The organism is Mariniflexile maritimum (genome assembly GCF_009746565.1).
Lineage (GTDB): Bacteria > Bacteroidota > Bacteroidia > Flavobacteriales > Flavobacteriaceae > Mariniflexile > Mariniflexile maritimum.
Genome location: NZ_WRPN01000001.1, coordinates 16,674 through 33,190, shown reverse-complemented (window position 1 = coordinate 33,190; position 16,517 = coordinate 16,674). Strand labels below are relative to the sequence as shown.

General features: G+C 38.1%; 15 protein-coding genes. 3 read left to right on the top strand and 12 right to left on the bottom strand.

From position 1 onward, the window contains the following. Position 1 precedes the first annotated feature (1 nt). A complete protein-coding gene (bshC, locus tag GQO80_RS00155) occupies positions 2 to 1,594 on the bottom strand; it encodes a bacillithiol biosynthesis cysteine-adding enzyme BshC (protein WP_157206179.1) in 1,593 nt (530 codons plus the stop codon). Positions 1,595 to 1,778: 184 nt separating this feature from the next. Between bshC and GQO80_RS00150 the strand changes: the two genes are divergently transcribed. After that, positions 1,779 to 3,038, top strand: coding sequence for a carboxypeptidase-like regulatory domain-containing protein (locus tag GQO80_RS00150; RefSeq protein WP_157206178.1), 1,260 nt, complete (start codon positions 1,779 to 1,781; stop codon positions 3,036 to 3,038). Positions 3,039 to 3,091: 53 nt separating this feature from the next. Here GQO80_RS00150 and GQO80_RS00145 read toward each other — a convergent pair whose 3' ends face one another. From GQO80_RS00145 to ychF, 5 genes are all read right to left on the bottom strand, one after another. Then, positions 3,092 to 5,746 (bottom strand): DNA gyrase/topoisomerase IV subunit A, encoded by a 2,655-nt coding sequence (locus GQO80_RS00145; RefSeq protein WP_157206177.1) that lies wholly within the window; start codon positions 5,744 to 5,746, stop codon positions 3,092 to 3,094. Positions 5,747 to 5,934: 188 nt separating this feature from the next. After that, positions 5,935 to 7,797: a DNA topoisomerase IV subunit B gene (locus tag GQO80_RS00140; protein ID WP_157206176.1), complete on the bottom strand. Its 1,863-nt coding sequence runs from the start codon at positions 7,795 to 7,797 to the stop codon at positions 5,935 to 5,937. A gap of 167 nt (positions 7,798 to 7,964) precedes the next feature. After that, complete coding sequence (locus GQO80_RS00135; RefSeq protein WP_157206175.1) at positions 7,965 to 8,864, bottom strand: DMT family transporter; 900 nt, start codon at positions 8,862 to 8,864, stop codon at positions 7,965 to 7,967. 352 nt (positions 8,865 to 9,216) lie between these two features. Next, positions 9,217 to 9,414, bottom strand: a complete 198-nt coding sequence (locus tag GQO80_RS15825) for an SRPBCC family protein (protein ID WP_232333079.1) — start codon at positions 9,412 to 9,414, stop codon at positions 9,217 to 9,219. A gap of 152 nt (positions 9,415 to 9,566) precedes the next feature. Continuing rightward, positions 9,567 to 10,661: a redox-regulated ATPase YchF gene (gene ychF, locus GQO80_RS00125; protein WP_157206174.1), complete on the bottom strand. Its 1,095-nt coding sequence runs from the start codon at positions 10,659 to 10,661 to the stop codon at positions 9,567 to 9,569. A gap of 230 nt (positions 10,662 to 10,891) precedes the next feature. Here ychF and GQO80_RS00120 point away from each other — a divergent pair, with 230 nt between their 5' ends. Both GQO80_RS00120 and GQO80_RS00115 read left to right on the top strand, forming a co-directional pair. Continuing rightward, on the top strand, positions 10,892 to 11,845 hold the full coding sequence (locus GQO80_RS00120; protein WP_157206173.1) for a phosphatase domain-containing protein: 954 nt from the start codon (positions 10,892 to 10,894) through the stop codon (positions 11,843 to 11,845). A gap of 1 nt (position 11,846) precedes the next feature. Then, positions 11,847 to 12,743, top strand: a complete 897-nt coding sequence (locus GQO80_RS00115) for a diacylglycerol/lipid kinase family protein (RefSeq protein WP_157206172.1) — start codon at positions 11,847 to 11,849, stop codon at positions 12,741 to 12,743. A gap of 131 nt (positions 12,744 to 12,874) precedes the next feature. Here the strand turns inward: GQO80_RS00115 and GQO80_RS00110 are convergent, their stop codons facing one another. The 6 genes from GQO80_RS00110 to rpsR form a co-directional block, all read right to left on the bottom strand. Further along, positions 12,875 to 13,132 (bottom strand): DUF6952 family protein, encoded by a 258-nt coding sequence (locus GQO80_RS00110; protein ID WP_157206171.1) that lies wholly within the window; start codon positions 13,130 to 13,132, stop codon positions 12,875 to 12,877. After that, complete coding sequence (locus GQO80_RS00105; protein ID WP_157206170.1) at positions 13,113 to 13,427, bottom strand: thioredoxin family protein; 315 nt, start codon at positions 13,425 to 13,427, stop codon at positions 13,113 to 13,115. Before GQO80_RS00105 ends, GQO80_RS00110 begins: the two co-directional genes overlap by 20 nt. 6 nt (positions 13,428 to 13,433) lie before the next feature. Further along, positions 13,434 to 14,078, bottom strand: coding sequence for a peroxiredoxin (locus tag GQO80_RS00100; protein WP_157206169.1), 645 nt, complete (start codon positions 14,076 to 14,078; stop codon positions 13,434 to 13,436). A gap of 225 nt (positions 14,079 to 14,303) precedes the next feature. Next, a complete protein-coding gene (locus GQO80_RS00095) occupies positions 14,304 to 15,551 on the bottom strand; it encodes a glycosyltransferase (RefSeq protein WP_232333078.1) in 1,248 nt (415 codons plus the stop codon). Between the two features lie 206 nt (positions 15,552 to 15,757). Further along, positions 15,758 to 16,204, bottom strand: coding sequence for a 50S ribosomal protein L9 (gene rplI, locus GQO80_RS00090; protein ID WP_157206168.1), 447 nt, complete (start codon positions 16,202 to 16,204; stop codon positions 15,758 to 15,760). A 15-nt stretch (positions 16,205 to 16,219) separates the two neighbouring features. Continuing rightward, positions 16,220 to 16,516, bottom strand: a complete 297-nt coding sequence (gene rpsR, locus GQO80_RS00085) for a 30S ribosomal protein S18 (protein WP_157206167.1) — start codon at positions 16,514 to 16,516, stop codon at positions 16,220 to 16,222. Between the last annotated feature and the right edge of the window lies 1 nt (position 16,517).

Below are 16,517 nucleotides of genomic sequence, written 5' to 3'. Positions count from 1 at the left end.
TCTATAATTTTAAAATAAGGAACTCACTTTGGAATGGGTCTAAATTTTCAATCAGTTTTGGAATCAAGGCATCGCCATATTCCAGATATAACTCAGAAAAATTGGTGTTACGCTCTTGCAAACCTTCATTTGGAAATAATTCGTTTTGAAGCGCAATCATTCTGGATACTTCTTCTGAAAGTTTTCTTTTTTGGGCCTTTAACAATCGCTTTTCCAAGGCGTCCAAACCTTTTAGTTGCTTTGCTTCTTGCGCCTTTACAGCACCTAAAAATGATTTATCGGTTTGAGCCGCAAGTTGGTACAAACCGTCAAACTGCTTTTTTAGAGCTTCTTTTTGGGATGAAAAATCGATTTCGATGTTTGAAATTTCCCTTACTTTTTTATTGATGAAACTAGCGCGCTTTAAAAAAATATCTTCGTTTGAAATGTTTAGCTTCCGAAGTTTTTCCGATTGGTTTTCAGATTGAATAAGCACCGAATTGCGCAACATCAACATAGGGAAAGGCTCTTCGGCTTTTTCAAAATTATCTTTCAACTGGAACCAATAGGCCAACTCGCCGCCGCCGCCAATATAGCACAGATTGGGCAGCACAACTTCTTGGTAAAGGGGGCGCGTAATCACGTTTGGACTAAAACGTTCTGGAAATTCCAAAATTTCTTTTCCAATCTCGCCTTCCTCCCACACAATGTTGGTGTTTAGAACCTTATACTTACCATCCTCAAAAACAATACGTTCGCGCACGGAATCGGTTAAATAGAAAAAATTTATCTCGCGTGGGTTGGCCTGTATGCCATATTGCCTAGATAGGCCTTCATTGGTTTTGGTGATGCATTTATGGGCCGTTTGGTTTAAAATATCGTCGGCAATAAAAGGGATGAAATGCTTTTTTAGTACCTGTTCATCTCCATCAATAATTACCAAGCCGTAAGGTTTAAACAGTTCGTTCACCAAAAAACGGGTGGCATCTGCTAAATTATCATGCTTTAAATAGGCATTTTTAAAAAGTGATTTTAAGGTTTCGGCATTCAAATTGCTTCCTAATTCTTTGGAAAACAAGTTAAAGACCGCTTCTAAACCTTCGGTTGCTATTTTACCAACCGCACCAGAGGTTTTTTTATTCCATTGTATTTTTTTTCCTTTAAAATTAAAATGGTTTATTTCATCAAAATCATGGTCTTCGGTAGCCATCCAGTAAATGGGCACAAAATTATATCGCGGATATTTTGCTTTAAGTGCTTTTGAAAGGTTGATGGTCGATACTATTTTATACAGAAAGTACAAGGGCCCTGTAAACAAATTTAATTGATGGCCCGTGGTAACCGTAAATGTAGTATCGTAATATAAATAATCAATATTCTTAAGGGTTTCTTTTGAAGTTTTTATATTTCGGTATTGCTTTTCCAGGCTTTGCCCCAAAATGGTTCTGGACCAATTGCTAAAACACGACCGTTTAGTTTGTAGCTGTTTTTCAAAATTTTGAAGCTTGGGATAGCGATTATAATAGGGACGCAACCCAAGTTTTTCATCCAGATAATCACAAACAATAGGAGAAAAATAGCCGGTTTTATTAAACGGAATATAATCTTTAGGCATAAAAAAAACTATAACAAATTAAAATGTAAATATACAGTTATCTGTTTTTAAAGTCTAAAAAAATCGATAAGATTTGTAGTATAAATTTTTAAAATAACGAATGAAAAATTAACATTTAATTATAGTTAACTTATGTGCTAATTTTGTAACTTAAAGGCTGTCAAACATTTAGTTCCCTTATGTTATGAAAACAAAAAAATTACTATTAATTGTGCTCATCCACGTTCTCTTTGTATTCGGCATACATTCTGTACAGGCGCAAATTATGGGCGCATTTAAAGAAATAAAGGGAAAAATTATAGATGAAAGCTCGAAAGAAGCACTTGTTTTTACTGATATTTTGATATCAGGATCAAATATTAGCACCATTACCAATTCGGATGGCGAATTTGTTTTGAAAGTGCCGGATTCGCTCGTTACTAAGTCCATCATCATTTCCAACTTAGGCTATCAAAAAAAAGAGACGAAAATTTTAGACCTGGACGATTATACAAAAATAACCCTAAAACCTGCTATTACAGAATTGAATGTAGTTGAAATTAAAACGTTTAAAGATGCCCGAGCCTTGGTTCATGAAACTTTGAGCAAAAAAAGCAGCATGTACAACCCGAACACCGCTTTAATGACCGCGTTTTATAGGGAAACCATAAAAAAAAGGCGGAAAAATGCTTCATTATCCGAAGCTGTTGTGCACATACACAAGCAACCCTACAATAATTTAAAAGATGATGCCATAGCCCTTATTAAGGCACGAAAAAGCACCAATTATACCAGATTGGATACGTTGGCACTAAAACTTCAAGGTGGCCCATTTGGTAACTTATACACCGATATCATAAAATATCCGGAATATATTTTTACCGATGAGGATTTACCTTTGTACGATTTTAGTTTTGATGCATCCACACAAATAAACGCAAACAAAGTTTACGTTATTAATTTCAAACAAAAACCAACCATTAAAGAACCTTTATATTTTGGGAAATTATACATAGATGCCGAAACTTTGGCCTTAACCAATGCCGTTTATAGCTTAAATGTTGAAAACAGGGTGCTGGCAAGCCAAATGTACGTGCGCAAAAAACCAAAAAAAGCAGAGGTGTACCCTACCCAAGCAACCTATAGGGTTAATTACCGCACCCAAAATGGCAAGTGGCATTTCGCTTACAGTAATATTTTATTAACCTTTAAGGTAAATTGGGAAGGAAAGTTGTTTAACAGTATTTATAGTTTAAATAGTGAAATGGCCATTACCGATTGGCAGCTCATGGACCCCAAACTGGTACAACCTAAAGAAAACATATTAAAACCTACCACGATTTTGGCAGATGAAGCTTCCGGATTTTCCGATCCAGCATTTTGGGGCGAATACAATATTATTGAACCTGAAAAATCCATCGAATCGGCCATCGATAAAATACGCAAACAATTGCAACGAACGTAAAGCTCTAAATTAGGCTGTTACAACTATTTAAGCGCATTTACTAGAGTAATCATCTAAAACAACTTCGTCTGTCCTTTGTCGTCTAGTTTATCAGTGTCCATATCTTCGGAAGTTTGCTCATTGGTGTCCATTTTTTTTTCGGTTTCCAATGAAACGTCCTCTTCGTCAACCACTTCCAGCTCGTCGGCATGCACTTCCTCGGGCGCTTCATAGGGCAAGGGTTCCAATAGGCTAATTTGATTGACTTTTTCCTTCGTTAATTGGTTTCCTAAAGCATTGATGCCTTTTACGGCTATAAACGCTTCCAGGTTGATTATTACATTTTCCTTGCGTTCCTTACCACGTTCTTTTGTGAATTCAATTTCGGCGGTAGGTATCCAATCGGTCGAAATAATTTCCAAATGCGATTTTTCATGGTTGGTAATAAAGCACTCTTCCTTATTTTCGTTTTCAACTAAAAAACGCTTTACAAAATAGCGTTCCTTTTCGCCATCAAAGTAAATAGCTGAAATGGGTTTTTTGGGAATCCATTTTTCCATTACAATCATATCGCTATCAAAATGAGCGGTCACTTCTGGAATTATGGTTTTTACGATGCCTTTTTGGTTAATAATCAACAGCCTGTCCTCGCCCCTAAATTCACCCAATAATTCACCCCTGCCATCAACATTTAGGCGTTGAACCGCTTCATCAAACCAAATTTTTCTGGGTTTTAAGGTTGAAATCCCTTTTTCTTTAAGCTCAACCTTTTTAATGGAATATTTGGTGACCAAATTCCCTTTGGAGTTTCTTCCTTTAATGATGATGTCGGCAAAATCAATGTCCCATTTTAATTTTTTGATGCTTCCAGCTTGACGCAGCAATATGGTTACCACTTCGGCCTCCCCATTTGGGTTTGCTGAAAAATACAGTACCGTTGAGTTTTTATTTCCATTGGTTAAATCGTATTCTTTATCGCGGGTAATACCGGTAACCGCAAAGCGCTTGATATAGGACGGGCCACTTTTTCCATCACGATAAATCATGTTGTAAATGGTGCGGTTATCTTTTTTATCGAATACCTCAACGTTAATAATGTCCTTGCCTATAAAGGTTTTGGCATCTACTTTTGTTACCATCATTTTACCTTCTCGGGTAAACACGATAATGTCGTCGATATCGCTACAATCGCAAACATATTCATCCTTTTTCAAGGAGGTGCCCACAAAACCTTCCTCCCTATTCACGTATAGTTTGGTGTTTCTAATAACCACTTTCGTAGCGTCCACATCATCAAAGGTTCTAATTTCGGTTTTGCGCTCGCGACCTGCCCCGTACTCTTTTTTTAGTCGGGTAAAATAAGCGATGGCGTAATCAATAAGGTTTGCCAGATGGTGTTTAATTTCGGCTATTTGTTCTTCAAGGGCCTCTATTTTTTGTTGTGCTTTATCAATGTCGAATTTTGAAATGCGCTTTATTTTTATTTCCGTTAATCGTTCAATATCTTCAACGGTAATGGCACGTTTTAAGTGTTTGATATGAGGTTTCAATCCGTTGTCAATTGCACTGATAACGCCTTCCCAGGTTTCTTCTTCTTCTATATCGCGATAAATCCTGTTTTCAATAAAAATACGTTCCAAGGATGCAAAATGCCATTGTTCCTCAAATTCATCCAAACGGATTTCCAATTCCTGTTTTAAAAGCTGCACGGTGTTATCGGTTGAACGCCGCAGCATTTCGGTAACACCAATAAAGAGTGGTTTGTTGTCTTCAATAACACAACCTAATGGCGATACCGACGACTCGCAGCTTGTAAAAGCATACAGCGCATCGATGGTTTTATCGGGCGATAACCCGGGTGGCAAGTGCACTAAAATCTCAACTTCAGCGGCGGTGTTATCCTCTATTTTTTTAATCTTGATTTTGCCTTTTTCGTTGGCCTTCAAAATAGAATCGATAAGGGATGAGGTGGTGGTTCCAAAAGGAATTTCGGTAATTACCAGTGTATTTTTATCCAATTGCGAAATTCTGGCACGAATACGCACGCGCCCACCACGCAGGCCATCATTATAGTTTGAAAAATCGGCAATTCCCGCGGTTGGAAAATCGGGTAAAATAAGAAAGCGTTTGCCTTGTAGGTGCTTGATGGAAGCGTCGATAAGTTCAATAAAATTATGGGGCAAAATTTTTGTTGAAAGCCCTACGGCAATGCCTTCGCCACCTTGTGCCAACAACAGCGGGAACATAACGGGCAAATTTACAGGCTCTTTACGGCGGCCATCGTAACTTGCTTGCCACTCGGTAATTTTAGGGTTATACACCACATCCAAGGCAAATTTGGACAGGCGCGCTTCAATATAACGCGATGCAGCGGCGCTATCGCCCGTTAAAATATTTCCCCAGTTGCCTTGGGTATCAATCAACAGATCCTTTTGTCCTATCTGAACCATGGCATCGGCAATACTGGCATCGCCATGCGGATGGTATTGCATGGTATGCCCCACTATGTTTGCCACTTTGTTGTAACGCCCATCATCTAAATCCTTCATGGAATGCATGATACGGCGCTGCACGGGTTTAAAACCATCTTCAATGGCAGGTACGGCACGTTCTAAGATTACATACGATGCATAATCTAAAAACCACTCTTTGTACATGCCCGTAATGCGGGTTATGGTTTCTTTGGGCTCGTCTGGGTTGTTAATTAATTCGTCGTCTTCCTCAATCATCAATTACTTTTGTTTTTTTTGAAGCTTGGTAATAATGTGTTGCCCTTTTTTTTGATTTTTTTTCAAATGCTCGTTGCTTTTGGGCTCTAATAAAAATGCGTAACTGCGCTTTACCTTTTTGTCTTTATTGTATAGCATAACATAGTATTTAGTTTCGTTTATTTTGAAATAATAATAAGCCGGTTTTATTATAATTTTTCTTCTTCAATCAAATCCAGTTCCACCTTTAAGTTATCTATGATGAATTCCTGACGGGTTGGTGTGTTTTTTCCCATATAGAATTCCAACAAATTTTCAATGGACATATTTTCGTCAAGCATAACGGGGTCCAAACGGATATTTTCGCCAATAAAATGCTTGAATTCATCGGGCGAAATTTCACCAAGCCCTTTAAAACGTGTTATTTCTGGTTTTGGTTTTAGTTTTTCAATGGCATTTTTACGTTCTTCCTCTGAATAGCAATAAATGGTTTCCTTTTTATTGCGTACGCGGAACAAGGGTGTTTGTAGAATGTACAAATGCCGCTCCTTGATAACTTCGGGGAAAAACTGCAGAAAAAATGTAATGAGCAACAAGCGTATGTGCATGCCGTCCACATCGGCATCGGTAGCGATAACCACGTTGTTATAACGTAAATCCTCTAAGGATTCCTCAATGTTTAAGGCCGCTTGCAAAAGGTTGAACTCTTCGTTCTCATAAACTATTTTTTTGCTCAAACCGTAGCAGTTTAAGGGTTTTCCTTTTAAGCTGAAAACGGCTTGGGTGTTTACATCGCGCGATTTGGTAATGCTTCCGGAAGCCGAATCGCCCTCGGTTATGAACAAGGTAGATTCTAAATTGCGCTCATTTTTGGTATCGCCGAAATGCACCCGGCAGTCGCGGAGTTTTTTATTGTGAAGACTGGCCGATTTGGCACGGTCTTTTGCCAATTTGCGGATGCCCGAAAGTTCTTTTCGCTCGCGTTCGGCTTGAAGGATCTTGCGCTGGATTTTTTCGGCTGCTTCGGGGTTTTTATGTAAATAGTTGTCTAAATGCGTTTTTAGGAAGTCCTGGATATAGGTTCTTACGGTTGGTAAGTCGCCACCCATATCGGTTGAACCCAATTTGGTTTTGGTCTGACTTTCAAAAACAGGCTCCATAACTTTAATGGCAATGGCACTTACAACCGATTTGCGCACATCGGAGGCATCGTAGTTTTTACCATAAAACTCGCGAATGGTTTTTACAAAAGCCTCCCTAAAAGCGTTTAAATGCGTGCCGCCCTGGGTTGTATTCTGTCCGTTTACAAACGAATGGTATTCCTCGCTGTACTGGGTTTTACTGTGGGTTAGAGCTACTTCAATATCATCGCCCCGTAAATGGATTATGGGGTAAAGCCTGTCGGATTCGTTGATGTTTTCAGACAACAAATCCTTTAGTCCGTGTTCGCTAAAATATTTTTCACCGTTAAAAACTATGGTTAGCCCAGGGTTTAGGTACACATAGTTTTTAAGCATTTTTACGATGTACTCGTTGCGGTACTTATAGTTTTTAAAAATGGTGTCATCGGGTACAAACGACACTTTTGTTCCTTTACGGCGGGTGGTATCATCCAATAATTCCTGGTTGATGAGATTGCCCTGTTCAAATTCTGCGGAAGCGGATTTATTGTCGCGGTTGGATTCGACCCTAAAAAACGACGACAGTGCGTTTACGGCCTTGGTGCCTACCCCATTTAACCCGACCGATTTTTTAAAGGCCTTGGAATCGTACTTACCGCCGGTATTCATTTTAGAGACCACATCGACCACCTTTCCCAACGGAATCCCGCGCCCATAATCGCGTACGGACACTTTATTGCCCTGAATGGCTATTTCAATGGTTTTGCCTGCTCCCATCACGTATTCGTCAATAGAGTTGTCCAGCACCTCCTTAAGCAGAATGTAAATACCGTCATCTGGCGAAGAACCATCACCCAATTTACCAATATACATTCCCGGACGCATACGGATATGCTCTTTCCAGTCTAGTGAACGTATATTATCCTCGGTGTAATTGGTTATTTCAGCCATAAAATTAAGTAGATTTTTGTGATTGGACGCTAATATAATACAACCCTATAAAAAATGAAACCGACATGGCACAAAGTAATTAACAATGTTATAAATAAGTCGCAGGGTACAGTTGCAGTCGCAGTTTTCAGGAGTAAAATTAGCCATTATTGTCCAAGAATTCGTGTCTATTTGTTCTTTTTTAAAGACACCAGCAAGATACCAAAAATTACAACCAATGCGCCAAATAATTGCAACAAAGTAAGCCTTTCATTTAAAAAAATACCTGCTAAAATAATGGTTGAAATAGGCCCAAAACCAGCAATAACCGCAAAATTTGAAGAACTGATACGATTGATGGATTCTGAAACCAAAAATGAAGGGATAACGGTGGCAAAAATGGCAATAAGAAACCCTAGCACATAGACCTGCCACGAATAACTAAAAAGACTGATTTTTGAAAACAGACCATAATGTATAAATACACAAATGCATGAAATAAGCATGGCATAGGCCGTAAATTTTACAACGCCAAATTTAGGAATCAACCAACCACTTCCCACCAAATAGGTGGCGTAGGTGATGGCACAAAGCAAGATGAAAAAACCGCCCAAATAGGTGTCGCTGCCGGAAATAACCACTTCGCCCCAAAATGTAATAACGATACCAATATAGGTTAAGAAAATAGCGATTGCCTGCGTAAAAGAAATGGGCTTTTTAAGAAACAATTTATTGAAAATAAGGATGAGTGTTGGGTACAAAAACAAGATGATGCGTTCTAAACTGGCCTTGATATAAACCAAACCAACAAAATCGAAATAACTTGACAGATAGTAGCCTACCATGCCAAAAAATGCCAACCAAACATAATCGTTTTTTACTATAACCCCCGGGTTTTCCTGCTTGCCGTAAAAAACGGCGATTACCAAGTAAAACGGAAAAGAAAACAGCATGCGCAAAAACAAAATGCTTAAGGCATCTACCTGGTATTGATAGGCCAACTTGACCATAACCGCTTTTGAGGAGAACAGGACAATACCTAAAATACCCAATAAAATTCCGGAAACAAACGTTTTCTTAACATGCATAAAACGAAGGTAAAACCAGAAAAACGTATTTTGGTGTGTTGTTCATTAAAATTACGATGTTCAACATAAAAGAAGCATCATGGCACGCGGTTGGTTTAAACAAAACTTTCCGCCCTGTTTTTTATAAAACTATTTCTTTTTTTCAAAAGATTTTCCATGTAGCGCCTAAGGAACAGTGTGTTAGCTACATGGCCCACAACCCCATAAGGCGATTCAAAGTACAAAACATCTGTCATCACCGTTTGGTCGCCATTTTCACGAAAAATATGTTTATGCTTAAACAATTTGAAAGCACCAGAAACCATTTCATCTACAAAGCATTTGGAAGGTTCAAATTTGGTAACTTTAGAGGTTAAATGCTGAACAAAACCAAAATGTTTCGCCTCCCAGGAACCGTTTCTCCCAATTCGATTAAACCGGTTATTTTTCCGTAAATAGCTATTTCTTGTGACTGTTTTAAGGATTCTTGGTGCACGTCGATACTACGTGCCAAATCAAAGCATGTTTTTACATCTGCTTTAATGATGGTTTGTGTTTTTATAAGTGGCATTGTAAATAAGAGTTTGGGGCATTAGTATTACAAGACGCTCCAAAAATAAATATTTGCCTACAATAATTTAATTAATAGTGAAATTATTTCGCGAAAAAATTAAAAAATTGCATTTTGTCGATTAGTCAACTTTGAATTTTAGGTGTTGAAGTTTATACGTTGAACAAGAAATGCATTACATCACCATCTTTAACGATGTAATTTTTTCCTTCCACACGCATTTTGCCCGCTTCCTTAACTTTAGCTTCGCTACCAAACGCCACATAATCATCGTAAGCAATAACCTCGGCACGGATAAAGCCTTTTTCAAAATCGGTATGGATAACGCCGGCCGCTTGAGGTGCGGTTGCGCCAACATCAATGGTCCATGCGCGCACTTCCTTAACGCCCGCGGTAAAATAGGTTTGCTGTTTTAAAAGCTTGTAGGCTGCTCTTATCAGTTTTGCTGAACCAGCTTCATCAAGTCCAATATCTTGAAGAAATAATTGGCGTTCATCGTAATCATCCAATTCGTTAATATCAGCTTCCGTACCAACAGCAAGCATTAAAACTTCGGCATTTTCATTTTTTACGGCCTCTTTTACCAACTCAACATAGTTATTGCCGGAAACCGCCGAAGCCTCGTCCACATTACAAACATACATAACAGGTTTTTCGGTAATGAACTGCGATGGTTTTACAAAATCGGCATAATCTTCTTCGCTAAATTCTAAAGCACGCACAGAAATGCCGGCTTCCAATGCCGACTTGATTTTTAGTAAAACGGCTTCTTCCTTTTGGGCCTCTTTATTACCGGTTTTAGCGGCACGCTTTACCTTTTCAAGTTTTTTATCGACCGTTTCCAAATCTTTAAGCTGCAGTTCCATATCGATGGTTTCCTTGTCGCGAATAGGGTTTACAGAGCCATCAACATGTACAATGTTTTCATTATCAAAACAACGCAGCACATGCAAAATAGCGTCGGTTTCACGAATGTTTGCCAAAAACTGATTGCCCAAACCCTCACCTTTACTGGCGCCTTTTACCAAGCCTGCAATATCAACAATCTCTACCGTTGCTGGTTGCACGCGTATGGGGTTTACCAATTCGGTAAGTTTTTCCAAGCGTTTATCCGGAACGTTTACTACACCAATATTGGGCTCGATGGTGCAAAACGGAAAATTGGCACTTTGCGCCTTGGCGTTTGATAAACAATTGAATAAAGTCGATTTTCCTACATTTGGTAATCCTACGATGCCTGCTTTCATTTTCTTTTTTTGATCATTTAAGTTTTTACACAAAAACCAAGACCTTGATTTTTGCGAGTGCAAATATAGCTTATAAATTAGTAATCTTCTATAAAAAGATTGTTGCCCGTTTAGCATTTAGCACAATAAGGCCGTTAAACTATCATATAATTTGTATTTTTAAAAAATTTGATATAACAACAGGTTATCAACAATCCTAAATCATTTCGATACTTAAAAAATTTCATACTGTGACCCACCACAAAAAACACCCCATTATTTGGCAACTTTCCATATTGAGCATAGCGGATAACAAATCCTTTGTATCGGGTGTTATTCTTAAAAGCGACCCCGCTATTTACCATAAAAACGTTGGCTTTATCAAAAGTTTTATAAATGTGGCCACAACATATTTTATAAAACCATTGGCCAATAAAACCATTACCATTCATGCAAATAACCAGCATTTTACCACAAAAACCGACCAGCATGGTGGCTTTAATACCATTATCAATTTAAAGGTGGAAGCCCTTGTGGAAATAACCACCCCACAAACAGGCCCAATACCATTAAAGACCATTCAAAACTACCCTGTGCGTTTTTTGGAAACCCAAAGTGCTTTTGATGTAATTTCGGATATTGATGATACCATAGTAAGCTCCCATACGGCCAACACCTTTAAGCGCATCACCACCGTATCTTTTGTGCCGCCGCATAAACGAAAAGCCATCCGCTTTACGCAACATTTTTTCAGAGCCATAAAAAATGAAGGTGGGAAACTTTATTATGTCTCAAAAAGTGAAAGCAATCTGTTCGGGATGCTTAGCTATTTTATAAAATACGATAGCAACTTCCCGCAGGGCATTCTATTTCTTACACCGTACATAAATTTTTTCCAGCTTTTGTTTTCAAAAAAACCAAAAGACTTTAAAAAAGATAAAATCGCTTTTATTTTACAACATTCGGGCAGTAAAAAATTTATTTTGTTTGGCGATGACAGCCAAAAGGACATGGAAATTTATTTCGATATTGCCAATTTATTTCCTAAAAGGATTTTAAAAATCTATATTAGACAAACAAAACCAACCAGCAAGCCAAAACAAACGGAAATGTGGAAAAAACTACAAACCTTAAAAACTCCCATTGCCTATTTTAATGATGAAATGGATATTAAAAAAGAAATTAGTGCATTAAAAAACATGTAGCATGAAACTTTTATTTGTTATAAACCCCGTTTCTGGCGATGTAAACAAAGAACCGTTTTTAAACAATGCAGAACTATTGTGCAAAAAATATGGCATTGCCTATCATTTTTTTAAAACTACGGGCACAAATGATGCAGGCCAATTAAGCACCCTCTTACAAGATTTTAAGCCCGATAGGGTCGCATCGGTAGGTGGCGATGGCACAACGCTTTTTACGGCAGTGGGCTTGCTTGGAACCGCTATTCCTATGGGTATCATTCCTTTGGGCTCTGCAAATGGATTAGCAGAAGAGCTTTTTACAAATACCAACCCCGATGAAGCGTTGAAGGATATTATCATGTCCAACGTTATTGGCTCTTTGGATATTTTAAAAGTAAACACTAAACATTATGCCATCCATTTGGGCGATGTGGGCTTAAATGCCAAAATTGTTGAGGCCTATAACAATGATGAAAGCAGAGGCTTTACAACCTATGCGAAATATTTTATTAAGGAAATGGGGCATGTGGAAGTATTTAACGTAAAGGTAGCCGCAAACAATACGGTTTTTGAGGAAAAAGGCATCATGTTGGGTATTTGCAACGGAAGAAAATACGGTACCGGCATGCCCTTAACCAGCATGAGCAACCCCATGGATGGAAAATTCGAGATTGTTTTGGTGAAAAAGATGGATGTAAACACGGTTGCCAAAGCAGGACTTTCAATTTTTAATGAAGATTTTATCGATGCCGAAAACATGCAGGTTATTAGCACCGAAAAAGCAACCATAACATTTGATGAAAAAAAATTGCTTCAATTGGATGGTGAGATTATTGGCGAATTTGACACCCTTGATGTTGAAATTATAAAAAGTGCCGTAAAATTAATCACCCATAACGATAACACCTATTTATCGTAAAGCTTGAACCGTTGTTTGGATTTGCAAAAATTGTTGCGTGCCCCATCTGGGATACGTTCGTTTTAAAAACACAAGAGCCACCTCATAAGTGACGTGGCTCTCTTGTTTTAAACTCTTAATTTTTCCGTATCCTATTTGTCAATAGATCCCAACACACGCGACATAAACGCGTTCAACGCTTCCTTTTTCGGGGTACCTTCCTTTACCATTTTATGCACTTCCAAGGCACCATACATATTGGAAATAAGCTCGCCTATTACATCCAGTTCTTCATCCTTTAATGACGACACTTCCGTTAAACCTTCCAAAGTTTCGATGGTTTCGATAATGAAATCCTCATCGTTTTCTTCAATAAATTGTGTAAGGTGTTTAATTACTGGTAACTTCATCTAGTAATTCTTTTAAAACTTCAAATTTATTGGTTTGCACCTGATTTACAAAATGGCCGTTTTTGAAGGTGGCAAAGGTTGGTAAATTATCAACGGTTGCCAACTTTCGCGATTCCGGGAACTTTTCTGCATCGGCAATTACAAAAGTAATGCTTTCGTTTTCTGAAGCTAATTTTTTCACTTTCGGCTTCATAATACGACAATTACCGCACCATGTGGCCGAATATTGCACCAAAACGGTATCGTTGCTTGCTATGATGTCTTGCAAGTTATCGGTTTCTAATTCTTGTAACATGGGCTTTTAGTTTGTGTGCGTTGCTAAATACGCAGCAGTTGAGTTTCTATCGGCTTTCATAGCATCCTTGCCTTCTTCCCAGTTTGCAGGACAAACCTCCCCTTTTTCCTGAACGTGCGTTAAGGCATCGATGATGCGCAAATATTCGTTTACGTTTCTTCCTAAAGGCATGTTGTTGATGCTTTCGTGCTGAATGGTACCTTCTTCATCAATAATATAGGTTGCTCGGTAGGTAACATTGTCGCCGTCAACGGTTATCACGCCGGTTTCTTCATTGTATTGCTCGTTGGAAATATCCAAAATACCCAAAGCATTGGCTAGGTTTCTGTTGGAATCGGCTAAAATGGGATAGGTTACCCCTTCAATGCCACCGTTATCCTTGGCGGTGTTCAACCATGCAAAATGAACCTCGGCGGTATCGCAAGAGGCGCCAATAACCAGGGTGTTTCTTTTTTTAAACTCGCCCAAAGCCGCTTGAAAAGCGTGCAATTCTGTTGGACATACAAAGGTAAAGTCTTTTGGATACCAGAACAAAACAACTTTTTTCTTGTTGTTAACGGCTTCTTCTAAAACGTTTAATTTAAAAGTATCGCCTAGTTCGTTCATTGCGTTCACGTTTAAATTCGGGAATTTTTTTCCTACTAATGCCATATTGAAATTTTTAAATATTAATAATTAATTCTGATGCAAATTTAAACGGTTTACCCGCTACTTAAAAGTATTATCAATTATAAAAACTTATACGGTTATAGCTATTTTAAATTTTAACCTGTTTTGCTGATGGATGTGAGGATTTAGAGAAAATGATTGCTGTTTAAAAAGACGGATTTATGCTGAAAAAAACGCAACACCCTTCTTTATATAACCACCGAATAATTACAAAAACGGACCCTTTTTATTTTTTTCTTCTATCCATTTGCCCATAAACTTGGTGCTTTGCATGGTGTGGTGTTGCAGCATCTGACCCGTGAAGTTGTTAAGGCGTATGGTGTTTAGGTTTCGTTTGGTTTCATTGATGATTAAAGCCAATTTCTGTTGAAATTCATTTTTATTGAACCGCTTATTGATGGTTTCAAAACCGTTTTGCTGTTTTTCGTTCCAAAGGGCCTCATGTTGATAAAGTTGAACCGCTTTTTTGGCAAATTCCAACGGATGGTCTTCTACAAAACCGTTAACATCCAAATTGCCAAACATGCCTTCAGAAGCCAAGGAAGTCATAACACAGGGCGTGCCGTTTTGCATGGCATCCATCAATTTACCCTTTAAACCGGCACCAAACCGCAGGGGTGCCAAACATAGTTTAGATTGCTGCATTACTGTATTCACATCTTCCGCAAAACCTTTTATTAAAAAACCGTCCTTTTCGTTATGCAACTGATTCACTTTTTGGGAAGCATACGCACCATAAATTTGCAATTCGGTTTTAGGTAATTGTTTCTTAATCAGTGGCCAAATGGTTTCCTTTAAATACAATACGGCATTAAAATTGGGTTCGTGCAGAAAATTACCAATGGTGATAAAATGTTCTCTTTTATTAAATGATGGAATTTTTTTAATGGTTTCTTCGGAAATACCTTCCAGTAAAAACGGTACATACATTAATAAGGAAACATCTACTTTAAAATCGTTTTTCAGAATCTCCATTTCAACTTCTGAGATAATCAAGCTTAAATCGCTTCTATAAATACTGGCAATTTCACGTTTCGCAATTTCGTTGAACAAATAGGTCTTATCAAATGGTTTTCCGTCCTTTATTGCTTGGTGCCTGCCTTTTCTTAGGCAGTGCAAATCTTCGGTATCCAATATGCGAAGGGCGCTGGGGCATTGATTGGCAACCCGCCAGCCAAATTGTTCTTCCATCATAAAACGATCGAACAACACAATGCTGGGGTTTAATGTTTTTACAAACTCATCAAAACCCGCATCGTTTAATACAATGGCAACTTGCGGAATACCTAAAGCATCCAAATTAAAGGCATTTTCGGTTTTGGCACACGGACTCGCAAAAGTAATTTTGTAATGAATGGCCTGAAAAAAAGTTATGAGCTGCAACATCCTGCCACCAGCCGCAGAACTTTTGGGCTCTGGCCAAACGGAACCAATAATTAAAAGCTTTTGTTCCAATGAAAATAGGATATCTAAATGTTGTTAAGGTTCAAAATTACGCATAAACTTTAATTAGATTGGTATGCGGCACGAAGATTTTATAATACTGTACTGCTTAGAACCAAGAACATATATTCCATAAAAAAATCATGGTTTATTATAATTTTAAAGCACAAAAAAAGCCCCAACTTAGGTTGAGGCTTCTATAAAACATACTTACTGTTTTAGTTTGCTTGCGCAATCACTTCAAACGGTAAATCTACGGTTACCTCACGGTGCAAACGTACTACGGCATTGTATTTTCCGGTACGTTTTACGGTTGCAACGGTAATGAATTTTTTCTCGATAGCATGTCCTTCTTTCTCTAAAGCTTCCGCAATATCGCTGTTGTTAACAGAACCGAATAGTTTATCGCCTGCTCCTACTTTTGAAGCTATCTTGATTTCCAACGCCTTTAAAGCATCGGCTATTTTGTTGGCATCATCAATAATTTTCTTTTCCTTAAAAGCGCGTTGTTTTAAGTTTTCCGCCAATACTTTTTTGGCAGAGGCCGTAGCCATAACAGCTTGCCCTTGAGGAATTAAAAAGTTTCTACCATAACCGTTCTTAACTGTTACAACATCGTCTTTAAATCCTAAATTTTCAACGTCTTGTTTTAATATAAGTTCCATTGTTATCGGTATTTTTTATTTTAATAAATCGGCCACATAAGGCATTAACGCTAAATGACGTGCTCTTTTAACAGCCACGGACACTTTTCTTTGGAACTTTAATGAGGTTCCTGTTAAACGGCGTGGTAAAATTTTACCTTGCTCGTTTACAAACTTTAATAAGAAATCGGCATCTTTATAATCGATGTATTTGATACCCGATTTTTTAAAACGACAGTATTTCTTTTGTTTGTTTGTATCAATATTAAGCGGCGTTAAATATCTGATTTCGCCGTCTTTTTTTCCTTTGGATTGTTGTTCTATTGATGACATG

Bases quoted from the DNA above. Each gene is read 5' to 3' on its own strand.
- GQO80_RS00100 (WP_157206169.1), bottom strand. From the start codon at position 14,078: ATGGCATTAGTAGGAAAAAAATTCCCGAATTTAAACGTGAACGCAATG.
- GQO80_RS00115 (WP_157206172.1), top strand. From the start codon at position 11,847: ATGAAACTTTTATTTGTTATAAACCCCGTTTCTGGCGATGTAAACAAA.
- GQO80_RS00145 (WP_157206177.1), bottom strand. From the start codon at position 5,746: ATGATTGAGGAAGACGACGAATTAATTAACAACCCAGACGAGCCCAAA.
- GQO80_RS00140 (WP_157206176.1), bottom strand. From the start codon at position 7,797: ATGGCTGAAATAACCAATTACACCGAGGATAATATACGTTCACTAGAC.
- GQO80_RS00110 (WP_157206171.1), bottom strand. From the start codon at position 13,132: ATGAAGTTACCAGTAATTAAACACCTTACACAATTTATTGAAGAAAAC.
- GQO80_RS00135 (WP_157206175.1), bottom strand. From the start codon at position 8,864: ATGCATGTTAAGAAAACGTTTGTTTCCGGAATTTTATTGGGTATTTTA.
- bshC (WP_157206179.1), bottom strand. From the start codon at position 1,594: ATGCCTAAAGATTATATTCCGTTTAATAAAACCGGCTATTTTTCTCCT.
- rpsR (WP_157206167.1), bottom strand. From the start codon at position 16,516: ATGTCATCAATAGAACAACAATCCAAAGGAAAAAAAGACGGCGAAATC.
- GQO80_RS00105 (WP_157206170.1), bottom strand. From the start codon at position 13,427: ATGTTACAAGAATTAGAAACCGATAACTTGCAAGACATCATAGCAAGC.
- GQO80_RS15825 (WP_232333079.1), bottom strand. From the start codon at position 9,414: ATGCCACTTATAAAAACACAAACCATCATTAAAGCAGATGTAAAAACA.
- rplI (WP_157206168.1), bottom strand. From the start codon at position 16,204: ATGGAACTTATATTAAAACAAGACGTTGAAAATTTAGGATTTAAAGAC.
- ychF (WP_157206174.1), bottom strand. From the start codon at position 10,661: ATGAAAGCAGGCATCGTAGGATTACCAAATGTAGGAAAATCGACTTTA.
- GQO80_RS00150 (WP_157206178.1), top strand. From the start codon at position 1,779: ATGAAAACAAAAAAATTACTATTAATTGTGCTCATCCACGTTCTCTTT.